We start from the raw sequence: 25,366 nt of genomic DNA, 5'->3' as shown, positions 1-25,366 counted from the left end.
TGCGTCGCACGGTCAGAACTTCATGACGTTCCAGACCCGGGGCGAGGTGCCCGCGGGGCCGTCGGCCGCGTTGGGACGCGCGCCGGACGGATCGTTCGGCAGCACCTGGTAGCCGGGCATGTTGGCCTTGGGCGTCACGTTGATGCTCTGCGTGCGGCCGCCGTAGCGGACCTCGTCGACCGAGGCGCCGCTGTCCTCGGTGTGCAGGTGCTCGATCTTCTGGTTGCGCCGACCGTCGGCCTGCTGCTCCTGATTCTGTAGCGAGGGATCCGCTGCAGCCGGTGCCGCCGCGGGCGCGTTCTGCGCTTGCACGGCGGCGAAGGGGGTGGCGAGGGCCAGCGCCAGCAGGAGGCGGCGGGCAACCAGGAGTGTGGAGTCGGGCATGCATGGATTGTAGGCGGCGCGCCGTGCCGGGGTTGTCGTCGCAGGGCCCGTGGCGGCGTGGTCCGCAAGGACATTCGGGGGCGCGTGGAGGCAGGCAAAATGCCCCGATGACCGACAAGAAAACGCTGCTGCTCGTCGATGGATCGAGCTACCTCTATCGCGCCTTCCACGCCATGCCCGACCTGCGGGCCGTGCCCGGCGATCCGAAGAGCCCGGCCACGGGCGCGATCCGGGGCATGATCAACATGATGACGGCGCTGCGGCGCGAGGTGCGCGCCGATTACGCGGCCTGCATCTTCGACGCCCCCGGCAAGACCTTCCGCGACGACTGGTATCCCGAGTACAAGGCCAACCGCTCGCCGATGCCCGACGACCTGCGCAGCCAGATCGACCCCATCCACGAGGTGGTCAAGCTGCTGGGCTGGCCGGTGCTCAGCGTGCCCGACGTGGAGGCCGACGACGTGATCGGCACGCTCGCCAAGATGGCGGCCGCGCAGGGCATCGAGGTGATCGTCTCCAGCGGCGACAAGGACCTGAGCCAGTTGGTCGACGAGCACATCACCATCATCGACACGATGAACGGCAAGAAGCGCGACGTGGCCGGCGTCACGGCCGAGTTCGGCGTGCCGCCGAACCTGATGGTCGACTACCAGACGCTGGTGGGCGACTCGGTCGACAACGTGCCCGGCGTCGAGAAGGTCGGCCCCAAGACCGCTGCCAAGTGGCTGCTCGAATACGGCTCGCTCGACGCGCTGGTCGAGCGCGCGGCCGAGGTCAAGGGCGCGGCCGGCGAGAACCTGCGCAAGGCGCTCGACAAGCTGCCGCTGAGCCGCCGGCTCGTGACGATCCGCACCGACTGCGACCTGGCCGGCCATGTCGAGGGCCTGCCCTCGCTCGAAGGCCTGCCGGTCGGCGCGCCGCAGACCGACGCGCTCAAGCCCTTCTACGAGCAGTTCGGCTTCAAGAGCCTCGTCAAGTCGCTCGAGGCGCAGGCGGTTCCGCCCGAGCTGATCGAGGAGAACCTCAAGAAGAGGGCCTCGAAGGCGGCCAAGGCCAACGACGACCAGAGCGGCCTGTTCGACGAACCGTCGGAGGAAGGCGCCGCGATGGAAGCCGCCGCGCCCGCGAGCAACCTGCAATACGACACCATCTTCACCTGGGAGCAGTTCGACGGCTGGCTCGCGCGCCTCGAGGCCGCCGAGCTCGCGGCCATCGACACCGAGACCACCTCGCTCGACGAGATGGTGGCGCAGATCGTCGGCATCAGCTTCAGCGTGAAGCCCGGCGAGGCGGCCTACATACCGCTCACGCACAACTATCCCGACGCGCCCGCGCAGCTGCCGATCGACGAGGTGCTCGCCAAACTCAAGCCCTGGCTCGAGAACGGCGCGAAGAAGAAGCTGGGCCAGCACATCAAGTACGACCGCCACGTGTTCGCCAACCACGGCATCGAGGTGCAGGGCTACGCGCACGACACCATGCTGCAGAGCTACGTGCTCGAGGTGCACCGGCCGCACGGACTGGCCAGCCTGGCCGAGCGCCACCTGGGCCGCAGCGGCATCTCGTACGAGGACCTCTGCGGCAAGGGCGCGCACCAGATCCCGTTCAGCCAGGTCGACATCGCCAAGGCCGCCGAGTATTCGTGCGAGGACAGCGACCAGACGCTCGACGTGCACGGCACGCTGTGGCCGCAGCTCGAAACGAACGAGCAGCTGCGCTTCATCTACCAGCTCGAGATGGATTCGAGCGAGGCGCTCTACCGCGTCGAGCGCAACGGCGTGCTGATCGACAGCGCCACCCTGGCCGCGCAGAGCCACGAGCTCGGCACGCGCATCATGGCGCTCGAGCAGGAGGCCTACGAGATCGCGGGCCAGCCGTTCAACCTCGGTTCGCCCAAGCAGATCGGCGAGATCTTCTTCACCAAGCTCGGCCTGCCGGTGGTCAAGAAGACGCCGAGCGGCGCGCCCAGCACCGACGAGGAAGTGCTCGAGAAGCTGGCCGAGGACTATCCGCTGCCCGCGAAGATCCTCGAGCATCGCGGCCTGTCGAAGCTCAAGGGCACCTACACCGACAAGCTCGGCCAGCTCGCCAATCCGCGCACCGGCCGCGTGCACACGCACTACGCGCAGGCGGTGGCCGTCACCGGGCGCCTGTCGAGCAACGACCCCAACCTGCAGAACATCCCGATCCGCACGCCCGAAGGTCGGCGCGTGCGCGAGGCCTTCGTGGCGCCGGCGGGAAGCGTGATCGCGAGCGCCGACTACTCGCAGATCGAGCTGCGCATCATGGCCCACATCAGCGGCGACGAGTCGCTCTTGCGCGCCTTCACCGAAGGCATCGACGTGCACCGCGCCACCGCGGCCGAGGTCTTCGGCTCCACGCCCGACCAGGTGTCGAGCGAGCAGCGCCGCTATGCCAAGGTCATCAACTTCGGCCTGATCTACGGCATGAGCAGCTTCGGCCTGGCGAAGAACCTCGGCATCGAGACCAAGGCCGCGGCCTCCTACATCGAGCGCTACTTCGCGCGCTACCCGGGCGTGAAGGCCTACATGGACGAGACCAAGGCCTCGGCCAAGGAGCAGGGCTACGTCGAGACCGTGTTCGGCCGGCGCCTGTACCTGCCCGAGATCAACTCGCCCAACGGCCCGCGCCGCGGCGGCGCCGAGCGCGCGGCCATCAACGCGCCGATGCAGGGCACGGCGGCCGACCTCATCAAGCTCAGCATGGTCAAGGTGCAGGACGTGCTCGATGCCGAGAGGCGCGGCACGAAGATGATCATGCAGGTGCACGACGAACTGGTGTTCGAGGTGCCCGAGGCCGAGGTCGAATGGGTGCGCACCGAGATCCCGCGCATCATGGCCAGCGTGGCCGATCTCAAGGTGCCGCTGCTGGCCGAGATCGGCGTGGGACCGAACTGGGACAAGGCGCATTGAGCCTGGCGCGGGCCCTCGTCGCGGCGGCCGTTCTCACCGGGTGCATCGCGTCGCCCGCGGCCGCGCAGCCCGTGCCGTCCAAGGTGCCGCCCACCGGCGTGCGCATCTGCCTGGGCTTGACGAAAGGAAGGCTGGCCCACGCCCCAGGCCTGCACCGACGCCGGGCCGCTGGCCCTGGTTCCCAAGCAGGACGGCCGGCAGGGCGCTGGTCCGCTGGCCTACGAGCCCGTGCCAGGCCAGCCGAGAACAGCCTGCGTGCGCGACCGCGTGTCGGGCCTGGTCTGGGAGGGCAAGCGCGACAACGGCCGGCCCGCCGATGCCGTGGCCTACGTGGCGCAGGTCAATGCGAGCCGGCTGTGCGGCTACGCCGACTGGCGCCTGCCCAGCGTGGCCGAGCTGCACGGCCTGGTCGACCTGGGTAAGGAACGCGTGCCCGAGGTGCGCGCCGACCGGCCGCTGGCGGAGCAGTCGGTCATCGACGCGCGCTGGTTTCCGAACACCGTGCCGGCCCTCTACCTGACCTCCGACATGCGCGATCCCACGAGTCCGTGGTGCGTGAACTTCGCGAACGGCTTCGTCTACGACTGCGACCCCGACATGTCGCGCGAGCCGCCGCTCTTCGTGCGCCTGGTGCGTGGCCCCGAGGCGCCGAAGGCCGGGCGCTGGCGCGAACTGCCCGACGAGCGCGGCGTGGCGGGCGGCGCGGTCGAGGACCGCCACACCGGCCTGGTGTGGCGCCGCTGCGAGGAGCCGCAGACCTGGAACGGCAAGCGCTGCACCTGGAGCGCGAAGCGCTACGACTACGTGCAGGCGCTGCAGCGCGCCGGCGAGCAGGCCGGCTGGCGCCTGCCCACCATCAAGGAGGTCAACAGCCTTGCGCAGCGAGAGGTCGATCGCTTCGAGCTGCCCCCATCGGACTTTCCGGCGCAGGGCAAGGAGGCGTTGCGCGCGGGCCAGTGGTCTTCCACCGTCTGCAACTCGAGCCCGGAGACATCGACGGCCCGCGCATCGATCAGTGCCTGGGTGCTGAGCCGCGAGGGCGCCATCTACTGCGAGGCACGCATCATGCATCTCGGCGTGCGGCTCGTGCGCGAATGAGAGGGTCGCGTCGCGACCGCGCCCGTGCTTGAATCCGCCGTTCGACCGCCATCATCGTCAGGAGACCAGAACATGCATTTCCACCCCTCCCGCTTCTTCGCGCGCGCACTGCTGCCGATGCTGCTGGCCGGTGCCGCCGCCACGGCCGCCGCCGCGCCTGACGCGCGCATCGCCGAGCTCGCCGCCGCGCAGAAGCAGCCGCTGCTCGATTCGCTCTCGCAACTGGTGGCCATCGAGTCCGGCAGCCGCGACCTCGAGGGCCTGGAAAAGATCTCCGACCTGATCGCCGCCAAGCTCAAGGCGCTCGGCGGCGAGGTCGAGCTGATCGACCCGAGCGCCGAGGCCTACCGCATGGAGGACACGCCCGAGAAGATCGGCCGCGTGGTGCGCGCCACCTTCAAGGGCACGGGCACGAAGAAGATCATGCTGATCGCCCACATGGACACGGTCTACACCATCGGCATGCTCAACAGGCAGCCGTTCCGCGTCGAGGGCGACAAGGCTTACGGCCTGGGCATCGCCGACGACAAGCAGGGCGTGGCCGTCATCCTCCACGCGGTGGCGATGCTGCAGGCGCTCAAGTTCAAGGAGTACGGCACGCTCACGGTGCTGATCAACGGCGACGAGGAGATCAGCTCGCCCGGCTCGCGCGCGCTGCTCACGCGCCTGGGCGGCGAGCACGACGCGGTGCTCTCCTTCGAGGGCGCCTCGGTCAAGGACGACAAGCTCTCGCTGGCCACCGCCGGCATCGCCTCGGTCACGCTCAACGTCAGCGGCAAGGCCTCGCACGCCGGTTCGGCGCCCGAGCTCGGCGTGAACGCGCTCTACGAGCTGTCGCATCAGATCCTGCAGATGCGCGACCTGTCCGACCCGGCCACCGGCCTCAAGATGAACTGGACCATCTCGAAGTCGGGCAGCAACCGCAACGTGATCCCGGCCTCGGCTACCGCGGGCGCCGACGTGCGCGTGCTCAAGGTCGCCGACTACGACCGCATCGAGCAGCAGGTCAACGAGCGCGTGAAGAAGCAGCTGATTCCCGAGGCCAAGGTCGAGCTGAAGTTCGAGCGCCGCCGTCCGCCGCTCGAGGCCACCGATGCCTCGCGCGCGCTCGCCAGGCACGCGCAGGCGATCTACAGCGACGAGCTCGGCCGCCCGCTGGGTGCCGACGACAAGGCCGCCGGCGGCGGCACCGACGCGGCCTTCGCCTCGCTCAAGACCAAGGCGCCGGTGATCGAGCGCTTCGGCCTGCAGGGCTTCGGCGCGCACTCGGCCGATGCCGAGTACGTGCTGATCGATTCCATCGAACCGCGGCTGTACCTGGCCACGCGCATGGTGATGGACATCGCGCGCGGCAAGACCAGCGTGCGCTGAGCCCGCCATGCGGCTGCGCCACATCGAGGTCTTCAACGCCATCATGCTCACCGGCAGCGTGAGCGCGGCGGCGCGGCTCATCAACATCACGCAGCCGGCCGTCAGCCGCACGCTGCAGCATGCCGAGCTGCAGCTGGGCTTTCCGCTGTTCCAGCGCGCCAAGGGGCGGCTCACGCCCACCACCGAGGCGCTCACGCTGTACCCGCACATCGAGCGGCTGTTCGCGCAGCTCGACGAGGTGCAGCGGCTCGCGGCCAACCTGCGCGCGGGCGCCGACACCGGCGAGCTGCGCATCCTCAGCGTGCTGGCGCTGAGCTACGAGATCCTGCCGCGCGCGCTCAAGGCCTTCCGCGAGAAGCATCCGGGCTACGCCATCAGCGTGGAGTCGCTGCATTCGCCGCAGATCATGTCGGCGCTGCTGCTGCAGGAAGCCGATGTCGGCTTCGCGTTCAGCCCGGCCGTGCATCCCTCGCTCACGCAAGAGACCGTGGCCGACAGCCGCATGGTCTGCATCGCGCCCAAGGGCATGCTGCCGCGCATGCTGGTGCGCAACGGCTCGGTGGCGCTGCACGACCTGGCCGAGCGGCCGGTGATCGGCCTCGACAGCCGCGACCCCGTCGGCACCAGCCTGAGCCAGGCCTGCCGCCAGGCCGGCGTGGGCTTCCAGCAGGCGGTGGTCACGGTGCAGACCTACCACGCGGCGCTGGCGATGGCGCACCACGGCCTGGGCGTGGCGCTGGTCGACGGCTGCACCGCGCGCTCGGCCGATACCTCCAAGGTCGACGTGCTCACGCTCGAGCCGCACATCCCGGTGCCGATCCGCGCGCTGCGCTTCACCGGCCGGCCCGATTCGGTGGCCGTGCGCGGCATCACGCGCTGCATGCAGCAGGCGATCGTCGAGGCGGGGGTGGTCTAGCTTTTCAGGCGGCCAGCGCGGCAGCGACGCGACGCGCCGACCCGAAGGCCAGCGTGAAGCCCAGCGCGCCGTGGCCGGTGTTGAACAGCATGTTCGAGGGCGCGCCCTCGAGCCGGCCGACGATCGGCAGGCCCGTGGGCGTGGCCGGGCGCATGCCGGTCCAGGGATGCAGCTCGGCCAGCCGGCTCGCGCGCGGGAACACGGCGCGCGTGGCCTCGGCCAGGGTCTGGATGCGGGTGGCTGGAATGCGCGCGTCGTGCCCCACGAGCTCGGCCATGCCCGCCACGCGCAGGCGCGAGCCGATGCGCGCGAACACCACCTTGCGCGCGCTGTCGGTCACGTTCACGGTCGGCGCCGCGCCCGGTGCCGGATCGACGTCGAGCGTGATGCTGTAGCCCTTGAGCGGATACACCGGCAGGTAGGCGCCGAGCGCGCGACCCAGCTTGTGCGAGGCGGTGCCGAGTGCCATCACGAAGGCATCGGCCTCGATGTCGCCCGCGGCCGTGCGAACCGCGGCGATGCGACCGCCGGCCTGCGCGAAGCCGCGGGCCTCGGTGCCGAGCTCGAAGCGCACGCCGCGCGCGCGCGAGCACCCGCATCAGCTCGGCGCAGACCTTGAGGCAGTCGGCCGCGCATTCGCTGGGCGTGTAGACCGCGCCCGCGATGCCGCGCGCGTAGTCGGCGAGCGCGGGCTCGATGGCCGCGCACTCGTCGGGGCGCACGATGCGCTGCTCGCTGCCCATGGTGCGCTGCAGCTCGACTTGCGCGCGCGCCCCGGCCAGCGCGGCCTCGCTCGCATACAGCACCAGCTTGCCGGTGGCCGAGAAGTCGCAGTCGGGCGCGGCGTCGGCCTGCATGGCCTCGAAGCCGGCGCGGCTTTCGGCGGCGAGTGCCAGCAGCTTCTCGGTGGTGTCGCGCGAGGTGCGTGCATTGCAGGCCGCGAGGAAGGCCAGGCCCCAGCGCCATTGCAGCGGATCGAGCTGCGGGCGCAGCTTGAGCGGCGAATTCGGCGCGAGCAGCAGCTTCGGCAACTGCCGCCAGATCGCGGGATCGGCCAGCGGCTGCACGTACGAGTAGCTGAGCTGCGCGCCGTTGCCGCCGCTCGCGCCCGCGCCGGGGGCGGCGCGATCGACGACGCTGACCTGGTGGCCCAGGCGTTCGAGTTGCCAGGCGGTGGCCAGGCCCACGATGCCGGCGCCGAGCACGCACACATGCATGAGAGGCAACTTTCGGGAACGAGAGAGGGAAGGGGAGGGAAGAGGTGAGCCTCGACTGTAGGCGCGCCGCCGCCGGCGCGGAAATGCAAAAAGAGGCGTGGCCCATAGCCAAAGGGCATGCCCCGCCGCCCGGGTTTTCCCTGCCCATAACCTTTGGGTATGGCCCAGCCCGCTATTGGAATTGCCGTCCTGAGTCACTCTTTCTTACACTGGTCCTCCTGTTCAACCTCCCTCGAAGAAGGCTCGCATGAAACTCTCCGCATTGATGGCCGCCGCCGCCACGGTCCTGCTCGCTGCCACCGGCGCCCAGGCCGCCGACACGCTGGCCAAGATCGCCGAGTCCGGCAAGATCACGCTGGCCTACCGCGAGTCGTCGGTGCCGTTCAGCTACCTCGACGGCCCCAACAAGCCGATCGGCTTCGCGGTCGAGATGTCGAACGCGGTGGTCGAGGCGGTGAAGAAGAAGCTCAACAAGCCGAACCTGCAGGTGCAGCTGATGGCCGTGACCTCGCAGAACCGCATCCCGCTGATCACCAACGGCACCATCGACCTCGAGTGCGGCTCCACCACCAACAACACCGCGCGCGGCAAGGACGTGTCCTTCGCGGTCAACCACTTCTACACGGGCACGCGCCTGCTGGTGAAGAAGTCCTCGAAGATCAAGGACTACGCCGACCTCGCGAAGAAGACCGTGGCCAGCACCACCGGCACCACCAACGCGTTGGTCATGCGCAAGTACAACACCGAGAAGAACCTCGACATGAACATCGTGCTCGGCAAGGACCACGCCGACGCGTTCCTGCTGGTGGAGAGCGACCGCGCCGTCGCCTTCGCGATGGACGACATCCTGCTGTTCGGCCTGATCGCCAACTCGAAGAACCCGGCCGACTACGAGGTGGTGGGCGAGTCGCTGCAGGTCGAGCCCTATGCCTGCATGCTGCCCAAGGACGACCCGGCCTTCAAGAAGCTGGTCGACGACACCTTCATCGGCATGATGAAGAGCGGGGAGTTCGAGAAGCTCTACACCAAGTGGTTCATGTCGCCGATCCCGCCGAAGAACCTGCCGCTGAACCTGCCGATGAGCCCGCAGCTCAAGGACAACCTCAAGGAATTCAGCGACAAGCCGGCGACCTGAGCCGCTCGCCGATCGGACACGAGGACATGGTCTCCACGCAGGTCGTAGGCATCCTGGGCGGCATGGGCCCGGCCGCGGGCGCCGACTTCGTGCGCCTGTTCGTGCAGGCCTGCGCGCAGCAGATGCGCGCGCGCGGCGAGCCGGTGCGCGACCAGTCCTTTCCCGAGCACTGGCTCGCGCAGGTGCCGGTGCCCGACCGCACCGGCGCGCTGCTGTCGAGCGCCGAGAACGGCGCGCACCAGCCGCTCGAGCCGATGCTGCAGGCGTTGGGCCGGCTGGCGGCGCTCGGCAGCCGCACGGTGGCGATCGCCTGCAACACCGCCCATGCCTGGCATGCGCGGCTGCAGGAACGCTTTCCGCAGGTCGAGCTGCTGCACATGGCGCGCGAGACCGCGCAGCACCTGGCGGCGCAGGGCGCGGGCGAGGTGGCGCTGATGGCCACCGAGGGCACTTACCGCATCGGCCTCTACGAGCAGGCGCTGGCCGAGGCCGGCCTGGGCTGCCACGTGCCCAGCGAGGACGAGCGACGCACCATCGCGCGCGGCATCTTCGAGGGCGTGAAGGCCGGCGACATGGCGCTGGCCGAGCGCTGCTTCTCCGAGGTCGCGCTGCGGCTGGCCGAGCGCCACGGGCCGGTCACCATCATCATGGGCTGCACCGAGGTGCCACTGGGGCTCGCGGGCTCGAGCGCGGTGGCGGGGCTGCGGCTGGTCGATCCGGCGCAGGTGCTGGCGGCGGCGCTGGCGCGCCGGGCCTACGAACCGCGCTGAGCGGCAAAAGGGCGTCCGCGCGGGGTCATCAACCCCGCGAACAGGGAGGACGGGCCGTTATCGCCTACATTGCGGCGTGCGTTTTTTCGCATCTGCCCCTTGTCCGACGATCCCTCACCTGGAGCCCTCTTCATGCCCCAACTCGACGACCGCCGTTCCGACCTGCAATCCGACTTCGACTCGCTGCGCCCCGGCGACAGCACCGAGCAGGGCGCGACGCGGCGCACCGCGCTCAAGGCCGCCATCGGCGTGGGCTACGCCGCCGCCGTCATGCCGGTGATGGCGCAGACCGCCATCAGCACCCCGGCCGACGGCCTGAAGGCCGGCCCGATCAAGTACACGGTCAACGGCTTCGAGGTGCCGGCCTATGCCGCGGCGCCGGCCAACAAGACCGGCCTGCCGGTGATCCTGGTGGTGCAGGAGATCTTCGGCGTGCACGAATACATCGCCGACACCTGCCGCCGCTTCGCCAAGCTCGGCTACCTCGCCATCGCGCCCGAGCTCTATGCGCGCCAGGGCGATCCGCGCGGCTACACCGACATTCCCAAGCTGCAGGCCGACATCGTGAGCAAGGTGCCCGACGCGCAGGTGCTGGCCGACCTCGACGGCGCGCTGCAGTACGCCGCGGCCAACGGCGGCGACACCTCCAAGGCCGGCATCACCGGCTTCTGCTGGGGCGGCCGCATCACCTGGCTCTACGCCGCCACCGGCAAGGTCAAGGCCGGCGTCGCCTGGTACGGCCGGCTGGTCGGCCAGGCCAGCGACCTGACGCCGAAGCACCCGGTCGACATCGCCGCCAGCCTGCAGGCGCCGGTGCTCGGCCTGTACGGCGGAAAAGACCAGGGTATCCCCCTTGACACCGTTGATAAGATGAAATCGGCCCTGGCAAATGGCTCTCCGGCTGCCAAGGCTTCGAGCTTCGTCGTGTATCCCGAAGCAGGCCATGCGTTCCATGCCGACTACCGTCCCAGCTACGTCAAGAGCGCGGCCGACGACGGATGGCAGCGAGCCACCGCCTGGTTCAAAGCCAACGGTGTCGCCTGAGCGATCAGCGCCCAGGACGACCCCAGAGCCAGCTCCCGCCGAAGGCCGTCCCCGCAAGGGGCGGCCTTTTTGCTTTTAATGAATGGAACTGGGCGCATCGGGCGTCCTTATTGCGTAAGCAGCTATGAACTTGATAGTGATCATCTTGGCGACCCTGGTCGCCGGCATCGGCAGCGTGTGGCTCGCAGCGCTGCTGCTGCGCGTGGGCGTGCGCAGCGGCTCGGGCGGCGTGAATCCGCAGCACCTGCTGAGCCTGGCGGCGGGCGCGCTGCTCGCCACCGCCTTTATGCACCTGTTGCCCGAGGCCTTCGAAAGCCGCATCGAGCCCGCGCTGCTGTTCGCGGTGCTGCTGTTCGGCGTGGTGTTCTTCTTCCTGCTCGACAAGGCCGAGCTGTGGCACCACGGGCATGAGCACCACCACGGCGGCGACACGCCCGAGCAGCAGGTGCAGCTCGGTCCCATCTACGACAACCACGGCCATCACGACCACGCGCACGGCCACGGCCATGCGCACCACGGTCACGACCACGGCCCGCGCGCCGGCGGCTGGGCCGTGCTCACCGGCGACAGCGTGCACTGCTTCGGCGACGGCATCCTGATCGCCTCGGCCTTCATCGCCGACCTGCGCCTGGGCCTGGTCGCCGCCCTCGCCGTGCTCGCGCACGAGGTGCCGCACCACATCGGCGACCTCGTGGTGCTGCGCCAGAGTTCGGCCAACCAGCGCGCCGCGCTCGTGAAGGTGTCGCTGGCCGGCACCATGACCATGCTCGGCGGCATCGCCGGCTGGTGGCTGGTCGACCAGCTGCATGGCTGGCTGCCGTACTTCCTCGTGCTCGCCGGCAGCAGCTTCGTCTACGTCGCGCTGGCCGACCTGATCCCGCAACTGCAGAAGCGCCTGCCGATGCGCCAGACCCTCGGGCAGATCGCCTGGCTGATCGCGGGCATCGCGCTGGTCACGGGCGTGAGCCGCCTCGCGCACAGCGGCGAGCATGGCCACGACCACGGGCACAACCACGCCGCGCATGCGCACGAGGAAGGGCATGACCACGACCATGCGCACGAAGGCGAGGCCAAGCCCGAGGCGAACAAGAACTGATCGTTTGAACAGGTGCGGGCGGGCGATACGTCCCGTCACCCGCACCGTCTTCCGGATGACGCGAAATCGGCGCAACATAGGGGCCTGCTTCGCCCAGCCATCCGTGAGGAAAAGACCATGACCACCCGAGCCGCCGTCACCAGCGCGCGCCCCGCGCCGATCCCCGAGGAAGTCGACGAGGACCTCGATGCCGACGGCCTGCCCGAGGACGACTTCGATGCCGTCGACGCTGAGGCCGCCGATTCCCTGTCCGAGGAAACCGGCATCGACCTCACCGATGCCAGCGAGCTCGATGCCGACAACGTGCCGGCCGACGAGGAGTTCGACCGGGTGATGAACGCGCCCGACTGAACCGGGCCGCGGTCAGGCCGGCTCCGGCCAGGCCGCCTGCTGCGGGCGCACCGACTCGTAGAAGCGCGCCATCTGCAGCACCCCCAGATCGTCGAAGCGCCGCCCCGCGATCTGCAGGCCGATCGGCAGGCCGCTCTTCGAATGACCGCAGTTGATCGACGCGGCCGGTTGTTCCGACTGGTTGAACACCGATGTGAAGTGCGAATCCTTGAGCAGGTTCTGCGAGCCGCTGTTGATGGCCTCGGCCGCGAACGGCAGCCCGGGCGACACCGGCGACAGCACGAAATCGAAGGGCTGCGTGGCCGCCACGGTGGCCGCGCGCAGCGCCTGCAGGCGCGTGAAGGACAGGAACACCTCCTCGGGCGTGTGCGAGGCCGCGAACTCGGCGGCATGGTGGATGTAGTCGGCCGCCAGCTTCGCGCGCTCGGGTGCCATCGCGGCCAGGTCGACGCGGCAGCGCATGGTGAAGAAGTGCGCCATGCCCAGGCGCAGCTCGGGCGTGGTCCAGTCTGCCAGCGGCTCGACGATGGCGCCGGCCTGCTCGAACAGGCGCGCGGCCGCCAGCACGGCCGCCTTCACTTCCGCATCGATCGGCCAGCCGCCCATGGTTTCGGTCCACAGGCCGATGCGCAGGCCCTTCACGCTGCGCTCGAGCTGGTGCCACGCGATGTCGTTCGGCGGCAGGCTCATGTAGTCGCGCGCATCGGGCTGCGACACCACCTGCATCAGCAGCGCGGCATCGGCCACGGTGCGCGTCATCGGACCGATCACGCGCGCGGCCGCGGGTGGATCGACCGGAATGCGGCCATGGCTGGGCTTGAGGCCGAACACGCCGCAGAAGCTCGCGGGAATGCGCACCGAGCCGCCGATGTCGGTGCCCAGGTGCAGCGGGCCGTAGCCGGCGGCCGCCGCGGCACCGGCGCCCGAACTCGAGCCGCCCGTGTTGTGCGCCAGGTTCCATGGATTGCGCGTGAGCGCATGGAAACTCGATGGCGCCGCGCCCAGGAAACCGAAGTCGGGCATCGTGGTCTTGGTGACGATGACTGCGCCCGCTTCGCGCACGCGCGCGGCTGCTGGGCGTCGGAGGTCTCGGGCGCGAGCACGGTCGCGGCGCTGCCTACCGGTTTGGGCGTGCCGCGCGTGCCGATGTTCTCCTTCAGCGTGATCGGCACGCCGTCGAGCGCGCCCTGCGGCCGGCCCTGGGCCCAGCGCGCCTCGGAAGCGCGGGCCGCCGCGAGCGCGGCTTCGGCGTCGAGCGCGTAGGTGGCGCGGATGCTCGGCTCCCAGCGCTCGATGCGTGCGAGCACGGCCTGGGTCACTTCGACGGGCGACAGCACGCGGTCGCGGTAGTGCTCGAGCAACTGGACGGCGCTCATCTCGTGCAGCGGTGTGGTCATGTCTTCGGTCTCCTTGTGGATGGATGAATGGGGCGGGGTGGTCATGCGTGACGGCGCTCAGCCGCGCCCGAAGGCGTAGCCCTGGCCCGGCGCGGCGGCCAGCAGCGTGCGCGTGTAGGCTTCCTGCGGCGACAGCAGCACCTCATGCGCCGTGCCCTGTTCGACGATGCGGCCCTTGTGCATCACGATCAGGCGATCGCAGATCTGGCTGGCCACGCGCAGGTCGTGGGTGATGAACAGGATGCCGATCGACAGCCGCTGCTGGATCTCGGCCAGCAGCTTGAGGATCTGGTCCTGCACCGACACGTCGAGCGCCGACACGGCCTCGTCGGCGATCAGCACGCGCGGCTCGCAGGCCAGCGCGCGCGCGATGCACAGGCGCTGGCGCTGGCCGCCCGAGAACTCGCTCGGATAGCGGTGCAGCACCTCGGGCCTGAGCCGCACCAGTGCCATCAGCGCCTCGGCGCGTTGCCAGGCCTGGTCGTGCGGCACGCCGAAATTCACCGGCCCCTCGACGATCGACTGGCCCACGGTGCGGCGCGGGTTGAGCGAGCGGTTGGGATCCTGGAACACCACCTGCACCAGGCGGCGGAAGGCCGAGCGCTCCGCACGGCCGCCGTGCTGCGCGATCCCGGGCACGCGGATGTCGCCGTCGGTGGGTTCGATCAGCCGCGCGATGCAGCGCGCCACGGTCGACTTGCCCGAGCCCGATTCGCCCACGATGCCCACGGTCTCGCCCGCATGCAGCCGCAGCGACACGTCGGCCGCCGCATGCACCGAGCGGCGCTTGCCGGGCCACGAGCCGCTGCGGTAGACCTTGCCGACGCCACGCGCATCGAGCAGCGGCGCCTGCCGGTCGACCGGCGGGCGCTGCACCGGCGCGAGCTGCGGCACCGCCGCGAGCAGCATGCGCGTATAGGCCTCCTTCGGGCGCCGCAGCACCTCGTCCTTCGGCCCGCTCTCGACCTGCCGGCCGAGCTGCAGCACCACCACGCGGTCGGCGATGTCCGCCACCACGCCGAAGTCGTGCGTGATGAACAGCACCGCGGTGCCGTTCTCCTGCTGCATCTCGCGGATCAGCGCGAGGATCTCGGCCTGCGTGGTCACGTCGAGCGCGGTGGTGGGCTCATCGCAGATCAGCAGCGCCGGGCGCAGGATCAGCGCGATGGCGATCACGATGCGCTGGCGCTGCCCGCCCGAGAGCTGGTGCGGATAGGCGTCGTAGATGCGCTGGGGCTCGGGCAGCCGCACGCGCTCGAAGATCTCGAGCACGCGCCGACGTCGCTCGCTGGCCTTCAGCGTCGTGTGCTCGGCCAGGATCTCGTCGACCTGCGCGCCGCAGCGCATCACCGGGTTGAGCGCGGTCATCGGCTCCTGGAACACCATCGCCATGCGGGCGCCGCGCAGCGCGCGCAGCCGCCTCGCGTCGGCCGCCAGCACGTTCTCGCCCTGCACCTCGATGCAGCCGGCCGAGGGCCGCAGCGAGGCCGGCAGCAGGCCCATCGCGGCCTGCGCGATCACCGACTTGCCGGAGCCGGATTCGCCGAGCAGGCACACGACCTGGCCCGGCATCACGTCGAAGGAGATCCCGTGCACCGCATGCGCACGGTCGGCGCCGGCCGGCAGGTCGATGGCGAGGTCGCGCACCGAGAGGCAGGGCGCGATGGAAGAGGGAGTGACGCTGGATGTCATGCCCGGCCTCCGCGCTGTTTGAACTTGGGATCGAGCGCATCGCGCAGGCCGTCGCCGAGCATGTTCACGGCCAGCACCGTGAGCGCGAGGAAGGCGCCCGGCAGCAGCACGGTCGAGGGATGCGAGGTGAAGTGCGTGCGGCCCTCGGACATGATGTTGCCCCAGGTCGGCACATCGGATGGCAGGCCGATGCCGAGGAAGGACATCACGGCCTCCACCAGCATCGCGGCCGCGCAGATGAAGGTGCCCTGAACGATCAGCGGCGCCGCCGTGTTCGGCAGGATGTGGCGCAGCATCAGCTTCCAGGTCGGCGTGTCGAGCGCGACCGCGGCCTCGACATAGGGCTCCTCGCGCACCGACAGCACCACCGAGCGCACCAGCCGCGCCACGCGCGGCGTCTCGGGCACCACGATAGCCAGGATCACGGTCAGCAGGCTGGGCCGCCACACGGCCACCAGCACGATCGCGAACAGGATGCCGGGGATGGCCATCATCCCGTCCATCACGCGCATGATGAAACCGTCGAGTCGGCGGAAGTAGCCCGCGACCATGCCCACCACCAGGCCGAACGCGACCGAGCCCAGCGCCACCGCCACGCCCACCGACAGCGAGATCCGCGCGCCGTAGGCCGTGCGGCTCCAGAGGTCGCGGCCCATGCTGTCGGTGCCCAGCGGGAAGAAGCGCACGAAGCTGTCGCCCGCGAGCGTCACGAACTCGGCGCGCGCGCCCGGCGGCAGGTGCGAGCTCGCGGGGTCCATCGCATTCGGGATCGATGGTGTGCAGCCAGGGCGCGGCCACGGCCAGCAGCAGCATCGCGAGCAGCAGCGCGCCGCCGATGCGCACCGCGCCGTTGGCGAGCAGGCGGCGCGATGCGGAACGCGGGCGGGGCGGAGGCGCGGCGGTGTCGGGCCCGATGGCGTCGTCGGGCAGGGAGATCGAAGTCATGGCGAAGCTTTCGATGGGAGGTCGGGAGGTCAGTAGCGGATGCGCGGATCGAGCAGCAGGTAGCTCAGGTCCACCAGCAGGTTCACCACCACGTAGACCAGCGAGAAGAACAGCGTGATGCCCTGGATCAGCGGGTAGTCGCGCGAGAGCACGGCGTCGACCGTGAGCTGGCCCAGGCCGGGGATCGCGTAGATGGTCTCGGTGACCACCACGCCGCCGATCAGACCGGCCACGCTCAGGCCGATGACGGTGGCGATCGGCACCGCCGCGTTGGCGAGTGCGTGGCGCAGCAGCATGCGCCACTCGGCGATGCCCTTGGCGCGCGCGGTGCGCACGTAGTCCTCGGTCAGCGCTTCCGACACCGAGGCACGCGTGACCCGCGCGATCAGCGCCGCATACATCACGGCCAGCGTGATGCAGGGCAGCACCAGGTTGCGCAGCCAGGGGCCGACGCCGTCGGCGATGCGGCTGTAGCCCTGCGAGGGCAGCCAGCCGAGGTGCATCGAGAACAGCCAGATCATCGCGTAGCCGGCCACGAACACCGGCACCGAGAAGCCGAGCACCGATGCGCCCATGATGAAGCGATCGAGCCGGCCGCCGCGCCGCGATGCGGCCAGCACGCCGAGCGGCAGCGCGATCAGCACGGTGAGCACCACCGTCACGGCCGCGATCGACAGCGTGGGCTCGAGCCGCTGGCCGATCAGGTCGGTCACGCTCATGCGGTAGAAGAAGGAATGGCCGAGGTCGCCGCGCAGCACCTGGCCGAGCCAGCGGGCGAACTGCACCAGGATCGATTCGTCGAGCCCGAGCTGCATGCGGATGCGCGCGATGTCCTGCGCGCTGGCCGCGTCGCCCGCGATGGCGGCGGCCGGGTCGCCGGGCGTCATGCGCAGCAGCAGGAAGACGATGACGGCCACGATCAGGAGCACGGGCGCGGTGGCCAGTCCGCGGCGCAGCAGGAAGTTGAGCATGGAGAGATCCCATGAATGAGCGCCGGGCACCCGGCGCGGGCGTGACAGGGCCCGCCCGGCTGCCGCGGGGGCGCAGCCGGTCAGGAGCGACGAAGGGACGGGGGGCGGCGCTTACTGCGGCGACTGCTTCTTCTGCACGTTCCAGTACAGCACCCCCGGCGAGGGCAGCAGGCCGGTGATCACGCCGCGGCGCACGGCCGTGGGTGCTCTCGACTTCGCCCAGCGGCGCGAGCACGCCGTTGTCGAGCACCAGCTGCTGGATCCGCGTCGCGATCTCCTTGCGCTGCGCGAGGTCGGTGGTGGCGATGAACTTCGACTTCAGCGTCTCGAGCTCGGCACGGTGGGCCAGCCGAAGTAGCCCTGGTCGCCGTTGCCGGTCAGTGGGCTGTAGCCGATCGGGCTGCTCGCATCCACGCCGCCCCAGAAGGTGATGAAGGCATTCCAGCCGCCGTTCTCGGGCAGGTCCTTCTTCGTCCGCCGGGTCACCAGCGTGGCCCAGTCGGTGGTCTGCACGTCGACGTTGAAGCCGACCTGCTTGCAGCAACTGGCCGTACACCGCCGGCAGCTTGTTCAGCGCGGGCGAGTCGCCCGGCAGCAGGATGACCACGGGCTTGCCGTCGTAGCCCGATTCCTTGAGCAGCTTGCGCGCTTCCTCGAACTGCGGCTTGCCGGTGTAGAAGCCGGTCTTGTCGCTCGCATAGGTCGAGCCGCAGAGGTAGATCGAGATGCAGGGCTTGTAGAAGTCGCGGAAGGTGGCCTGGGCGCGCAGCAGCGCCTCCTGGTTGATGGCGAGCATCGCGGCGCGCAGCGCCTTCGGGTTGTCGAAGGGCGGCACCTTGTGGTTGTAGACCACGGTGTAGGGGCCCGCGGGCATCACGTCGACCAGCTCGATCTTCTCGTTGGTACGCATGCCGGCATAGCCCGAGCTGGGCACGGTCTCGAGCATATCGACCTCGCCGTTGAGCAGCGCGTTGGCCTGCGTCTGCGGGTCGCGCAGCAGCACCCACTCGACGCGGTCCACGTGCACCACCTTGCCCCCGGCCAGGCCCGAGGCCGGTTCCTTGCGCGGCACGTAGGCCGTGTCTCTTTCGGTAGACGATGCGGTCGCCGGGGCGGAAGTCCTCCTTGGCGAGCGTGAAGGGACCCGAGCCGATCATCTCCTCGATCTGCCGGTCGGCCGGCGTGTCGGCCACGCGCTTGGGCATGATGAAGGGCACCAGCGGATTGGGCTTGCCGAGCGCGTCGAGCACCACGCCGAAGGGCTGCTTGAAGCTCATGCGAAAGCCGTTCGGGCCCTCGGCTGCGATGCTGTCCATGGCCTCGTACATCTTCTGGCCCAGCGTGTCGCGCTTGGCCCAGCGTGCGAGCGAGGCGATCACGTCCTGCGAGGTGACCGGCGCGCCGTCGTGGAACTTCAGGCCCGGGCGCAGCGTGAAGGTCCAGACCTTGTTGTCGGCGCTCGCGCTGTACTTGTCGACCATCTGCGGCTTGATCGCACCCTTCTCGTCCATCGCGAACAGGGTGTCGTAGATCATCAGGCCGTGGTTGCGCGTGATGTTCGCCGTGGTCCAGATCGGGTCGAGGATCTTGAGGTCGGACGAGGGCACGGTGCGAAGCACCGTCTCGGCGCCAGCGCCGGCGCCGAAGGTCAGGGCCAGTGCCGACAGGGCGGCTGCCGCGGCGTGGCGCGGCGAGAGATGGAGTGCCATGGAGCCTTACTTCTTTCGGGAGGGAGCGGAGGACGGAGGAACGGGGGCAGGCGGCGATTCCTTGCTCTCGCGCAGTTGCTGCAGCAGGAATTCGAAGATGTCGCGCGTGCGCTCCTCGGAGTCGATGAGCTTGCGCAGGATGCGGTGCAGGCTGTCGACCTCCGCGGCGCTCAGCGTGTCGAGGAAGCGCAACTCCATCTCGTGGCCGAGGGGCTCGGCGCGCAGCACCATGTCGAGGCCGCTCTCGCTCAGGCACAGGCAGATCTGCCGCGCGTCCTCGGTGCCGACGTGGCGCTCGACCAGTTGGCGCTGCACCAGCGAGCTCACCAGCTTGGAGACCAGCGTCTTTTCGATGCCGCAGGTCTGCACCAGCTGGCCGATGGTGATGCCGGGCGCGCCGCCGATCATGCGCAGCAGGCGCACGTCGCGGATCGAGATGCCGAGCTCGATCTCGTAGACCCGCGAGCCGCGGTCGCGCGTGCGCTCCGAGGCAATGTCCATCAGGACGTTGAGGTAGTCGGTCTTGAGTTGCAGCGGGGCGTGCATGAGCTTGTAGGAGAAATCTTCAATAGTTGAAATATTCAACTATCTTGGCGACCTACGCAAGCTCCGGGCCAGGTGGCGAGGGAAATCCCCTAGGACGGGGACTTCCGAGGGAAATCCGTGGAAAAGAGAGGCAGCGGACCTTCGAGCCCGCGCCCAGGCATCACCGATCCGGTGCGCCGGACGCACCGGCACAGCGCCCGGTGCATCCGCGCGCGCATCCGGTCAGGCCGCGTCGCGCCGCACGATCACCTGCCCATTGCGCGCCCCGCTGTGCGCCCCATCGCGCCAGGTCAGCGCGCCATTCACGATCACCGCCTCGATGCCTTCGGCCGCCTGCGTCGGCTCCTGGTAGTTCGCGGTGTCGCGCACGGTCTTCGCATCGAACACCACGACGTCCGCGCGGTGCCCGGGCTTGAGCGTGCCGCGCTCGTGCAGGCCGAAGTTGCGCGCCGTGAGGCCGGTCATCTTCCACACCGCGGTCTCGAGCGGGAACAGGCCCACGTCGCGGCTGTAGTGGCCCAGCACGCGCGGGGAAGGTGCCCCACAGCCGCGGATGCGGCTTCTCGCCGAGCGGAATGCCGTCGGAGCCGATCATGGTCTCGTCGAAGGCGAGGATGCGCTGCACGTCGTCCTCGTCCATCATGAAGTAGATCGCGCTGCCGGGCTGCAGCCGCTTGGCCGCCTCCTCGCCCGACACGCCCCAGTCGGCCGCGATGTCCTTCAGGTCGCGGCCCGCGCATTCGGGATGCGGCACGCTCGAGGCGATCAGCACGCGGCCGTCCATCATGCCGCGGTCGGTGCGGATCATGGTCGAGCCGGCCGTGTAGGGATAGCAGTCGAGGCCGATGCACTGGTGCTTCATCGCCTCCTGGATGAAGGGCAGCGTGACCTTGGTCTTGCCGTGGTTCTGCACGTTCTGCACCTTGTGGTGCGACACCACCACCGGGATGTCGAGCGCGCGGCCGATGGCGAAGGTCTCCTCGAGCGATTCCATCACGCGGTCGGCCTCGTCGCGCATGTGCGTCACGTAGAGCGCCTTGCGCGACGTGAGCGGGCGACCGACCTCGATGATCTCCTCGGTCGTGGCCTTCACCGCGGGCGGGTAGAAGGTGCCGGTCGACAGGCCGATGGCGCCGGCCTGCATCGCTTCCTCGACCAGCGCCTGCATGGCCGCGATCTCGCTCGCGGTGGCGGGACGGTCGAGGTCGGCCATGGTCACGGCGCGCAGCGTCGAATGGCCCACCATCGCCGCCACGTTGACCGAGGAGGGCGTGGCGCGCAGCGCATCGAGGTAGGCCGCGAAGGTGGTGAAGCGGCCTTCGACCGGCGAGTCGAGCAGGCTCAGCGGCATCGGCAGCTCCATGTCCTCGCGCAGCGGCGCGGCGCTGATGCCGCAGTTGCCCGCGATCACCGTGGTCACGCCCTGCGACACCTTGAACGGCATCTGCGCCTGCGACAGCACCGCCTGGTCGTCGTGCGTGTGCGAGTCGATGAAGCCCGGCGCCACGATGCGGCCCGTGGCGTCGAGCACCTGGTCGGCCGTGTGGCCGTCGAGCTTGCCGATGGCGGCGATGCGCCCGCCCGAGATGGCCACGTCGGCCTCGAAGCGCGGCGCCTTGGTGCCGTCGATCACGGTGCCGCCGCGGATCAGCAGGTCGTGGTGGGTGGGGTTCGACATCGCGTCTTCCTTCTTCGTGTTGGGGTGTTCGGGGTTCAGCGGAAATGGCAGGCCACCAGGTGCCCCTCGGCCTCGCGCGGCGTGAGCACGGGCTGCTGCTCCTTGCACACGGCCTGCGCCATCGGGCAGCGGGTGTGGAAGCGGCAGCCCGAGGGCGGGTTCGCGGGGCTCGGCGGATCGCCCTGCAGCAGCATGCGCTTGGCGGGCGTGCGCGGGTTGGGCACGGGCACCGCCGACAGCAGGATCTCTGTGTACGGATGGCGCGGCGCCGAGAACAGCGTGTCGCGGTCCGCGATCTCGACGATGTGGCCCAGGTACATCACGGCCACGCGGTGGCTGATGTGACGCACCACCGCGAGGTCGTGCGCGACGAACAGGTAGGCGATGCCGAACTCGGCCTGCAGGTCCATCAGCAGGTTCACCACCTGCGCCTGCACCGACACGTCGAGCGCCGACACCGGCTCGTCGCAGACGATCAGCTTGGGCTGCAGTGCCAGTGCGCGCGCGATGCCCAGCCGCTGGCGCTGCCCGCCCGAGAATTCGTGCGGGTATCTTCTTCGCCGCCTCGGGCCGCAGGCCCACGCGCGAGAACAGCCAGCGCACGCGCTCCTCGCGCGCCGCCGCGTCGGCCCCGCCGAAGTTGCGCAGCGGCTCGGCCACGATCTCGCCCGCGGTCAGGCGCGGGTTGAGCGAGGCATACGGGTCCTGGAAGATGATCTGCAGGTCGCGCCGGCGCTGGCGCATCTGCGAGGGCGAGAGTCCCACCAGCTCCTCGCCGTCGAGCTGCACCGAGCCCGCGCTCGGCTCCACCAGCCGCAGCACCGACTTCGCGGTGGTCGTCTTGCCGCAGCCCGATTCGCCGACCAGCGCGAGCGTCTCGCCGCGCGCCACCGAGAACGACACGCCATCGACCGCCTGGATCGGCGGCCGCGCCGGCCGCAGCCAGCGCTTGGGCGAGACGTAGTGCTTGCGCAGCTCGTGCACGCGCAGCAGCGGCGCGGCATTGGCTGTTGTTGTCGTCGTCGTCGTGCTCATGCCGCCACCTCCTGTTCGACCGAAGCCGTGGCCCAGCCTTCCTGCACCGCGAAGCAGGCCACCACGTGGCCGCCGTCGGCGTCGTTCGCATCGCCCTGGCGCGTGAGCCGCGGCGTCTCGTGCCGGCAGCGCTCGCGCGCCGAGGCGCAGCGCGCCGCGAAGGCGCAGCCGCGGCCCAGTTCGTGCGCGGCCGGCACCAGCCCCGGGATCTCGGTGAGCCGCGTGCTCGCGGTGTTCATCGCGGGCATCGAGGCCATCAGCGCGCGCGTGTAGGGATGCAGCGGCCGGTCGAACAGCTCGACCACCTCGGCTTCTTCCACTTTCTTGCCCGCGTACATCACGACCACGCGGTCGCAGCTCTCGGCCACCACGCCGAGGTCGTGCGTGATCATCACCACGCCCATGCCCAGCTCCTTCTGCAGCCGCTTGATGAGGTCGAGGATCTGCGCCTGGATCGTCACGTCGAGCGCGGTCGTTGGCTCGTCGGCGATCAGCACCTCGGGGGTTGCAGGCCAGGGCCAGCGCGATCATCACGCGCTGGCGCATGCCGCCCGAGAGCTGGTGCGGGTACTCGTTCACGCGTCGCTCGGGCTCGGGGATCTGCACCAGCCGCAGCATCTCGACCGCGCGCTGCAGCGCCTCGGCGCGGCTGGCCTTCTGGTGCAGCTGCACCGTCTCGGCGATCTGCCGGCCCACGGTCAGCACGGGGTTCAGCGAGGTCATCGGCTCCTGGAAGATCATCGAGATGCGGTTGCCGCGGATCTGGCGCATCTCGCGCTCGCTCAGCTGCATCAGGTCGGTGCCGCGCAGCCGCACCGCGCCCGCGTGATGGCCCGGCGGCGTGGGCACCAGCCGCAGGATCGACAGCGCGGTCACGCTCTTGCCGCAGCCCGATTCGCCGACCACGCCGAGCGTGCGGCCGGCGCGCACGGTGTAGGACACACCGTCGACCCAGCGCACCACGCCGGCCAGCGTGTGGAAGTGGGTGCGCAGCGCGTCGACCTCGAGCAGCGGCTCGCCGGTCGCGAGCGCGACGCGGGACAGGGGAGTGGTCATGGGGCGTCGTCCCTCAGAGTTGGCGCGCCAGGCGCGGATCGAGCGCATCGCGCAGCCCGTCGCCCACGAGGTTGATCGCGAGCACCGTGGCCGCGAGCAAGAGGCCCGGGTACAGGATGATGTGGAAGGCCACGGCGACGAAGTCGCGCCCCTCGGCCATCATGTTGCCCCAGCTCGGCGTCCTGCGCGGGCACGCCCACGCCGAGGAAGGACAGCGCCGCCTCGGTCAGCACCGCGGCCGCCGCGACGAAGGTCGACTGCACGATCAGCGGCGCCACCATGTTGGGCAGCACGTGGCGCCACAGGATGGTCGGCAGCCGCGTGCCCACCGCATGCGCGGCTTCCACGAACAGCTGCTCGCGCAAGGTGAGCGCCAGCGAGCGCACCAGCCGCACCACGCGCGGTATCCGGGAATGGTGATGGCCACGATCACGGTCGTGAGGCTGGCGCGCGTGACCGCCATCAGCGCGATCGCCAGCAGGATGCCGGGGATCGCCATCAGCCCGTCCATCACGCGCATCACGAAGCCGTCGATGCGGCGCACGAAGCCGGCCAGCAGCCCCAGCACGATGCCGAAGACGGTGGCCAGCACGGCGACCGAGGCGCCGACGATCATCGACACCTGGCCGCCCCACACCGCGCGGCTGAACACGTCGCGGCCCAGCGCGTCGGTGCCGAACCAGCGCTCGGCCGAGGGCGGCTGCATGCGTGCCAGCGGGTCGATGTCCTGCGGGTCGTGGGTGGCGATCCAGGGCGCGGCGATCGACAGCGCCGCCACCGCGAGCAGCAGCAGCAGGCCGACGATCAGCGTGGGGTGCTTGCGCAGCCAGCGGAAGCGCGGCGGGACGAAGGGCGCGATGTCGGCCTCTGGCGGGGATGCTCCGCCGCCCGTTCGGGCTTAGCCCCCACCCGTTCGGGCTGAGCTTGTCGAAGCCTCGCGCCGCGCTTCGACAAGCTCAGCGTGAACGGTTGAGGGGGCCGCATGACCAATTTGGGGTACGTCGTGAACGGATGAAGGTTCATTCCGAGCCGGTTCTTCTCCGGAAGCGCTGGTCGATGCCAGAGGCAGTGCAGTGGACATGTTCAGTACTGGATGCGCGGATCGAAGAAGCGGTAGCTCAGGTCGATCAGCAGGTTGATCAGCACGTACACGCCGGCCGACAGCAGCAGCACGCTCTGGATCACGGGATAGTCGTGGCGCTGCACCGAATCGATGACCAGCCGCCCCACGCCGGGGATCGCGAACACCGTCTCGGTGACCACTACGCCGCCGATCAGCAGCGCGATGCCCACGCCCACCGTGGTGGCGATCGGGATCGCCGCGTTGCGCAGCGCATGGCCCAGCACCGGCAGCACGCCCAGGCCCTTGGCGCGCGCGGTGCGGATGTAGTCCTCGTGCAGCACCTCGAGCACGGTGGCGCGTGTCATGCGCGTCACCAGCGCGATGTAGACCAGCGCCAGGTTCACGCACGGCAGCACCAGCCCGAGCAGCCAGTCCGCCGGGCTCTGGCCGAAGCGCACGTAGCCCTGCACCGGAAACCACGGCAGCTGGATCGCGAAGGCGTAGATCAGCAGGTAGCCGACCAGGAACACCGGCACCGAGAAGGCCAGCACCGCGAACAGCATCACCAGCCGGTCGATCCAGGTGCCGGCGCGGTAGGCCGCGAGCGTGCCCAGCGGCACCGCCACCACCAGCGTGATCGCCATGGTGAGCAGCGCGATCGACACCGTGGGGCTCGAGCCGCTGCCCGAGCAGTTGCGACACCGGCACCTGCGTGAAGATCGAGGTGCCGAGGTCGCCGGTGGCGAGCCGGCCGAGCCACAGCGCGAACTGCTGCCACAGCGGCAGGTTGAGGCCGAGCGCGGCGCGCAGCTTCTCGATGTCCTCGCCGGTGGCGAGGTCGCCCGCGATCAGCGCGGCCGGATCGCCGGGCGAGAGGTGGATCAGCAGGAACACCACCACGGCGACCACCGCCATGACCGGGAGCGTCGAGAGGAATCGACGGAGGATGTAGCCCATGG

Annotated in this window: 14 protein-coding genes and 10 pseudogenes; 9 read left to right on the top strand and 15 right to left on the bottom strand. The window is 69.9% G+C overall.

The window, feature by feature from the left end; all coding sequences use genetic code 11:
• Positions 1-12: 12 nt before the first annotated feature.
• Positions 13-384: a hypothetical protein gene (locus tag ACHMXE_RS33900; protein ID WP_093349026.1), complete on the bottom strand. Its 372-nt coding sequence runs from the start codon at positions 382-384 to the stop codon at positions 13-15.
• Between the two features lie 107 nt (positions 385-491).
• Here ACHMXE_RS33900 and polA point away from each other — a divergent pair, with 107 nt between their 5' ends.
• The 4 genes from polA (at position 492) to ACHMXE_RS33880 (ending at position 6,702) form a co-directional block, all read left to right on the top strand.
• Entirely contained in the window at positions 492-3,317 is a 2,826-nt protein-coding gene (polA, locus tag ACHMXE_RS33895; protein WP_395348390.1) for a DNA polymerase I, read from the top strand.
• A 255-nt stretch (positions 3,318-3,572) separates the two neighbouring features.
• Positions 3,573-4,415, top strand: coding sequence for a DUF1566 domain-containing protein (locus ACHMXE_RS33890; RefSeq protein WP_395348389.1), 843 nt, complete (start codon positions 3,573-3,575; stop codon positions 4,413-4,415).
• Between the two features lie 72 nt (positions 4,416-4,487).
• Positions 4,488-5,786: a M20/M25/M40 family metallo-hydrolase gene (locus ACHMXE_RS33885; RefSeq protein ID WP_395348387.1), complete on the top strand. Its 1,299-nt coding sequence runs from the start codon at positions 4,488-4,490 to the stop codon at positions 5,784-5,786.
• A 7-nt stretch (positions 5,787-5,793) separates the two neighbouring features.
• Complete coding sequence (locus ACHMXE_RS33880; RefSeq protein WP_395348385.1) at positions 5,794-6,702, top strand: LysR family transcriptional regulator; 909 nt, start codon at positions 5,794-5,796, stop codon at positions 6,700-6,702.
• Between the two features lie 4 nt (positions 6,703-6,706).
• Here ACHMXE_RS33880 and ACHMXE_RS33875 read toward each other — a convergent pair.
• Positions 6,707-7,919 (bottom strand): annotated as a pseudogene (locus ACHMXE_RS33875) (D-amino acid dehydrogenase).
• Positions 7,920-8,166: 247 nt separating this feature from the next.
• On the opposite strand from ACHMXE_RS33875, the gene ACHMXE_RS33870 reads away from it, so the two are divergent.
• The 5 genes from ACHMXE_RS33870 (at position 8,167) to ACHMXE_RS33850 (ending at position 12,315) form a co-directional block, all read left to right on the top strand.
• Positions 8,167-9,054: a transporter substrate-binding domain-containing protein gene (locus ACHMXE_RS33870; protein ID WP_203204981.1), complete on the top strand. Its 888-nt coding sequence runs from the start codon at positions 8,167-8,169 to the stop codon at positions 9,052-9,054.
• A 26-nt stretch (positions 9,055-9,080) separates the two neighbouring features.
• The gene (locus tag ACHMXE_RS33865; RefSeq protein ID WP_209541201.1) at positions 9,081-9,824 is read left to right on the top strand and encodes an aspartate/glutamate racemase family protein; all 744 of its coding nucleotides are present in this window, start codon (positions 9,081-9,083) and stop codon (positions 9,822-9,824) included.
• 132 nt (positions 9,825-9,956) lie between these two features.
• Positions 9,957-10,868, top strand: coding sequence for a dienelactone hydrolase family protein (locus ACHMXE_RS33860; RefSeq protein WP_395348383.1), 912 nt, complete (start codon positions 9,957-9,959; stop codon positions 10,866-10,868).
• A 124-nt stretch (positions 10,869-10,992) separates the two neighbouring features.
• Positions 10,993-11,964, top strand: a complete 972-nt coding sequence (locus ACHMXE_RS33855) for a ZIP family metal transporter (protein ID WP_395348382.1) — start codon at positions 10,993-10,995, stop codon at positions 11,962-11,964.
• Positions 11,965-12,081: 117 nt separating this feature from the next.
• Positions 12,082-12,315, top strand: a complete 234-nt coding sequence (locus ACHMXE_RS33850; protein ID WP_203204985.1) for a hypothetical protein — start codon at positions 12,082-12,084, stop codon at positions 12,313-12,315.
• A gap of 12 nt (positions 12,316-12,327) precedes the next feature.
• Here the strand turns inward: ACHMXE_RS33850 and ACHMXE_RS33845 are convergent.
• The 13 genes and pseudogenes from ACHMXE_RS33845 to ACHMXE_RS33785 form a co-directional block, all read right to left on the bottom strand.
• A pseudogene (locus tag ACHMXE_RS33845) lies at positions 12,328-13,712 on the bottom strand (amidase).
• 57 nt (positions 13,713-13,769) lie between these two features.
• Entirely contained in the window at positions 13,770-15,404 is a 1,635-nt protein-coding gene (locus ACHMXE_RS33840) for a dipeptide ABC transporter ATP-binding protein (protein ID WP_395348381.1), read from the bottom strand.
• Positions 15,401-16,349 (bottom strand): annotated as a pseudogene (locus ACHMXE_RS33835) (ABC transporter permease). Before ACHMXE_RS33835 ends, ACHMXE_RS33840 begins: the two are co-directional and overlap by 4 nt.
• A 29-nt stretch (positions 16,350-16,378) precedes the next feature.
• Positions 16,379-17,320 carry an ABC transporter permease gene (locus ACHMXE_RS33830; RefSeq protein WP_395348380.1) on the bottom strand — a complete coding sequence of 314 codons (942 nt, stop codon included), beginning with the start codon at positions 17,318-17,320 and terminating at the stop codon, positions 16,379-16,381.
• A 318-nt stretch (positions 17,321-17,638) separates the two neighbouring features.
• Positions 17,639-17,833, bottom strand: a complete 195-nt coding sequence (locus ACHMXE_RS33825) for a hypothetical protein (protein WP_395348379.1) — start codon at positions 17,831-17,833, stop codon at positions 17,639-17,641.
• 112 nt (positions 17,834-17,945) lie between these two features.
• A pseudogene (locus ACHMXE_RS33820) lies at positions 17,946-18,323 on the bottom strand (ABC transporter substrate-binding protein); the annotation flags it as partial.
• 139 nt (positions 18,324-18,462) lie between these two features.
• Positions 18,463-18,801 (bottom strand): annotated as a pseudogene (locus tag ACHMXE_RS33815) (ABC transporter substrate-binding protein); the annotation flags it as partial.
• 234 nt (positions 18,802-19,035) lie between these two features.
• A complete protein-coding gene (locus ACHMXE_RS33810; protein ID WP_093349062.1) occupies positions 19,036-19,575 on the bottom strand; it encodes a MarR family winged helix-turn-helix transcriptional regulator in 540 nt (179 codons plus the stop codon).
• 222 nt (positions 19,576-19,797) lie between these two features.
• Positions 19,798-21,253: pseudogene (locus ACHMXE_RS33805) on the bottom strand (amidohydrolase family protein).
• Positions 21,254-21,288: 35 nt separating this feature from the next.
• Positions 21,289-22,288, bottom strand: a pseudogene (locus ACHMXE_RS33800) (ABC transporter ATP-binding protein).
• Positions 22,285-23,344 (bottom strand): annotated as a pseudogene (locus tag ACHMXE_RS33795) (ABC transporter ATP-binding protein). The pseudogenes ACHMXE_RS33800 and ACHMXE_RS33795 overlap by 4 nt, the downstream one beginning before the upstream one ends.
• Positions 23,345-23,357: 13 nt before the next feature.
• A pseudogene (locus ACHMXE_RS33790) lies at positions 23,358-24,203 on the bottom strand (ABC transporter permease).
• 224 nt (positions 24,204-24,427) lie between these two features.
• Positions 24,428-25,364: pseudogene (locus tag ACHMXE_RS33785) on the bottom strand (ABC transporter permease).
• Positions 25,365-25,366: the final 2 nt, after the last annotated feature.

It is taken from the genome of Variovorax sp. UC122_21 (genome assembly GCF_044056785.1).
Lineage (GTDB): Bacteria > Pseudomonadota > Gammaproteobacteria > Burkholderiales > Burkholderiaceae_C > Variovorax.
The sequence above is the reverse complement of the archived record's forward strand: the minus strand, read 5'-3'. Positions and strand labels throughout refer to the sequence as shown.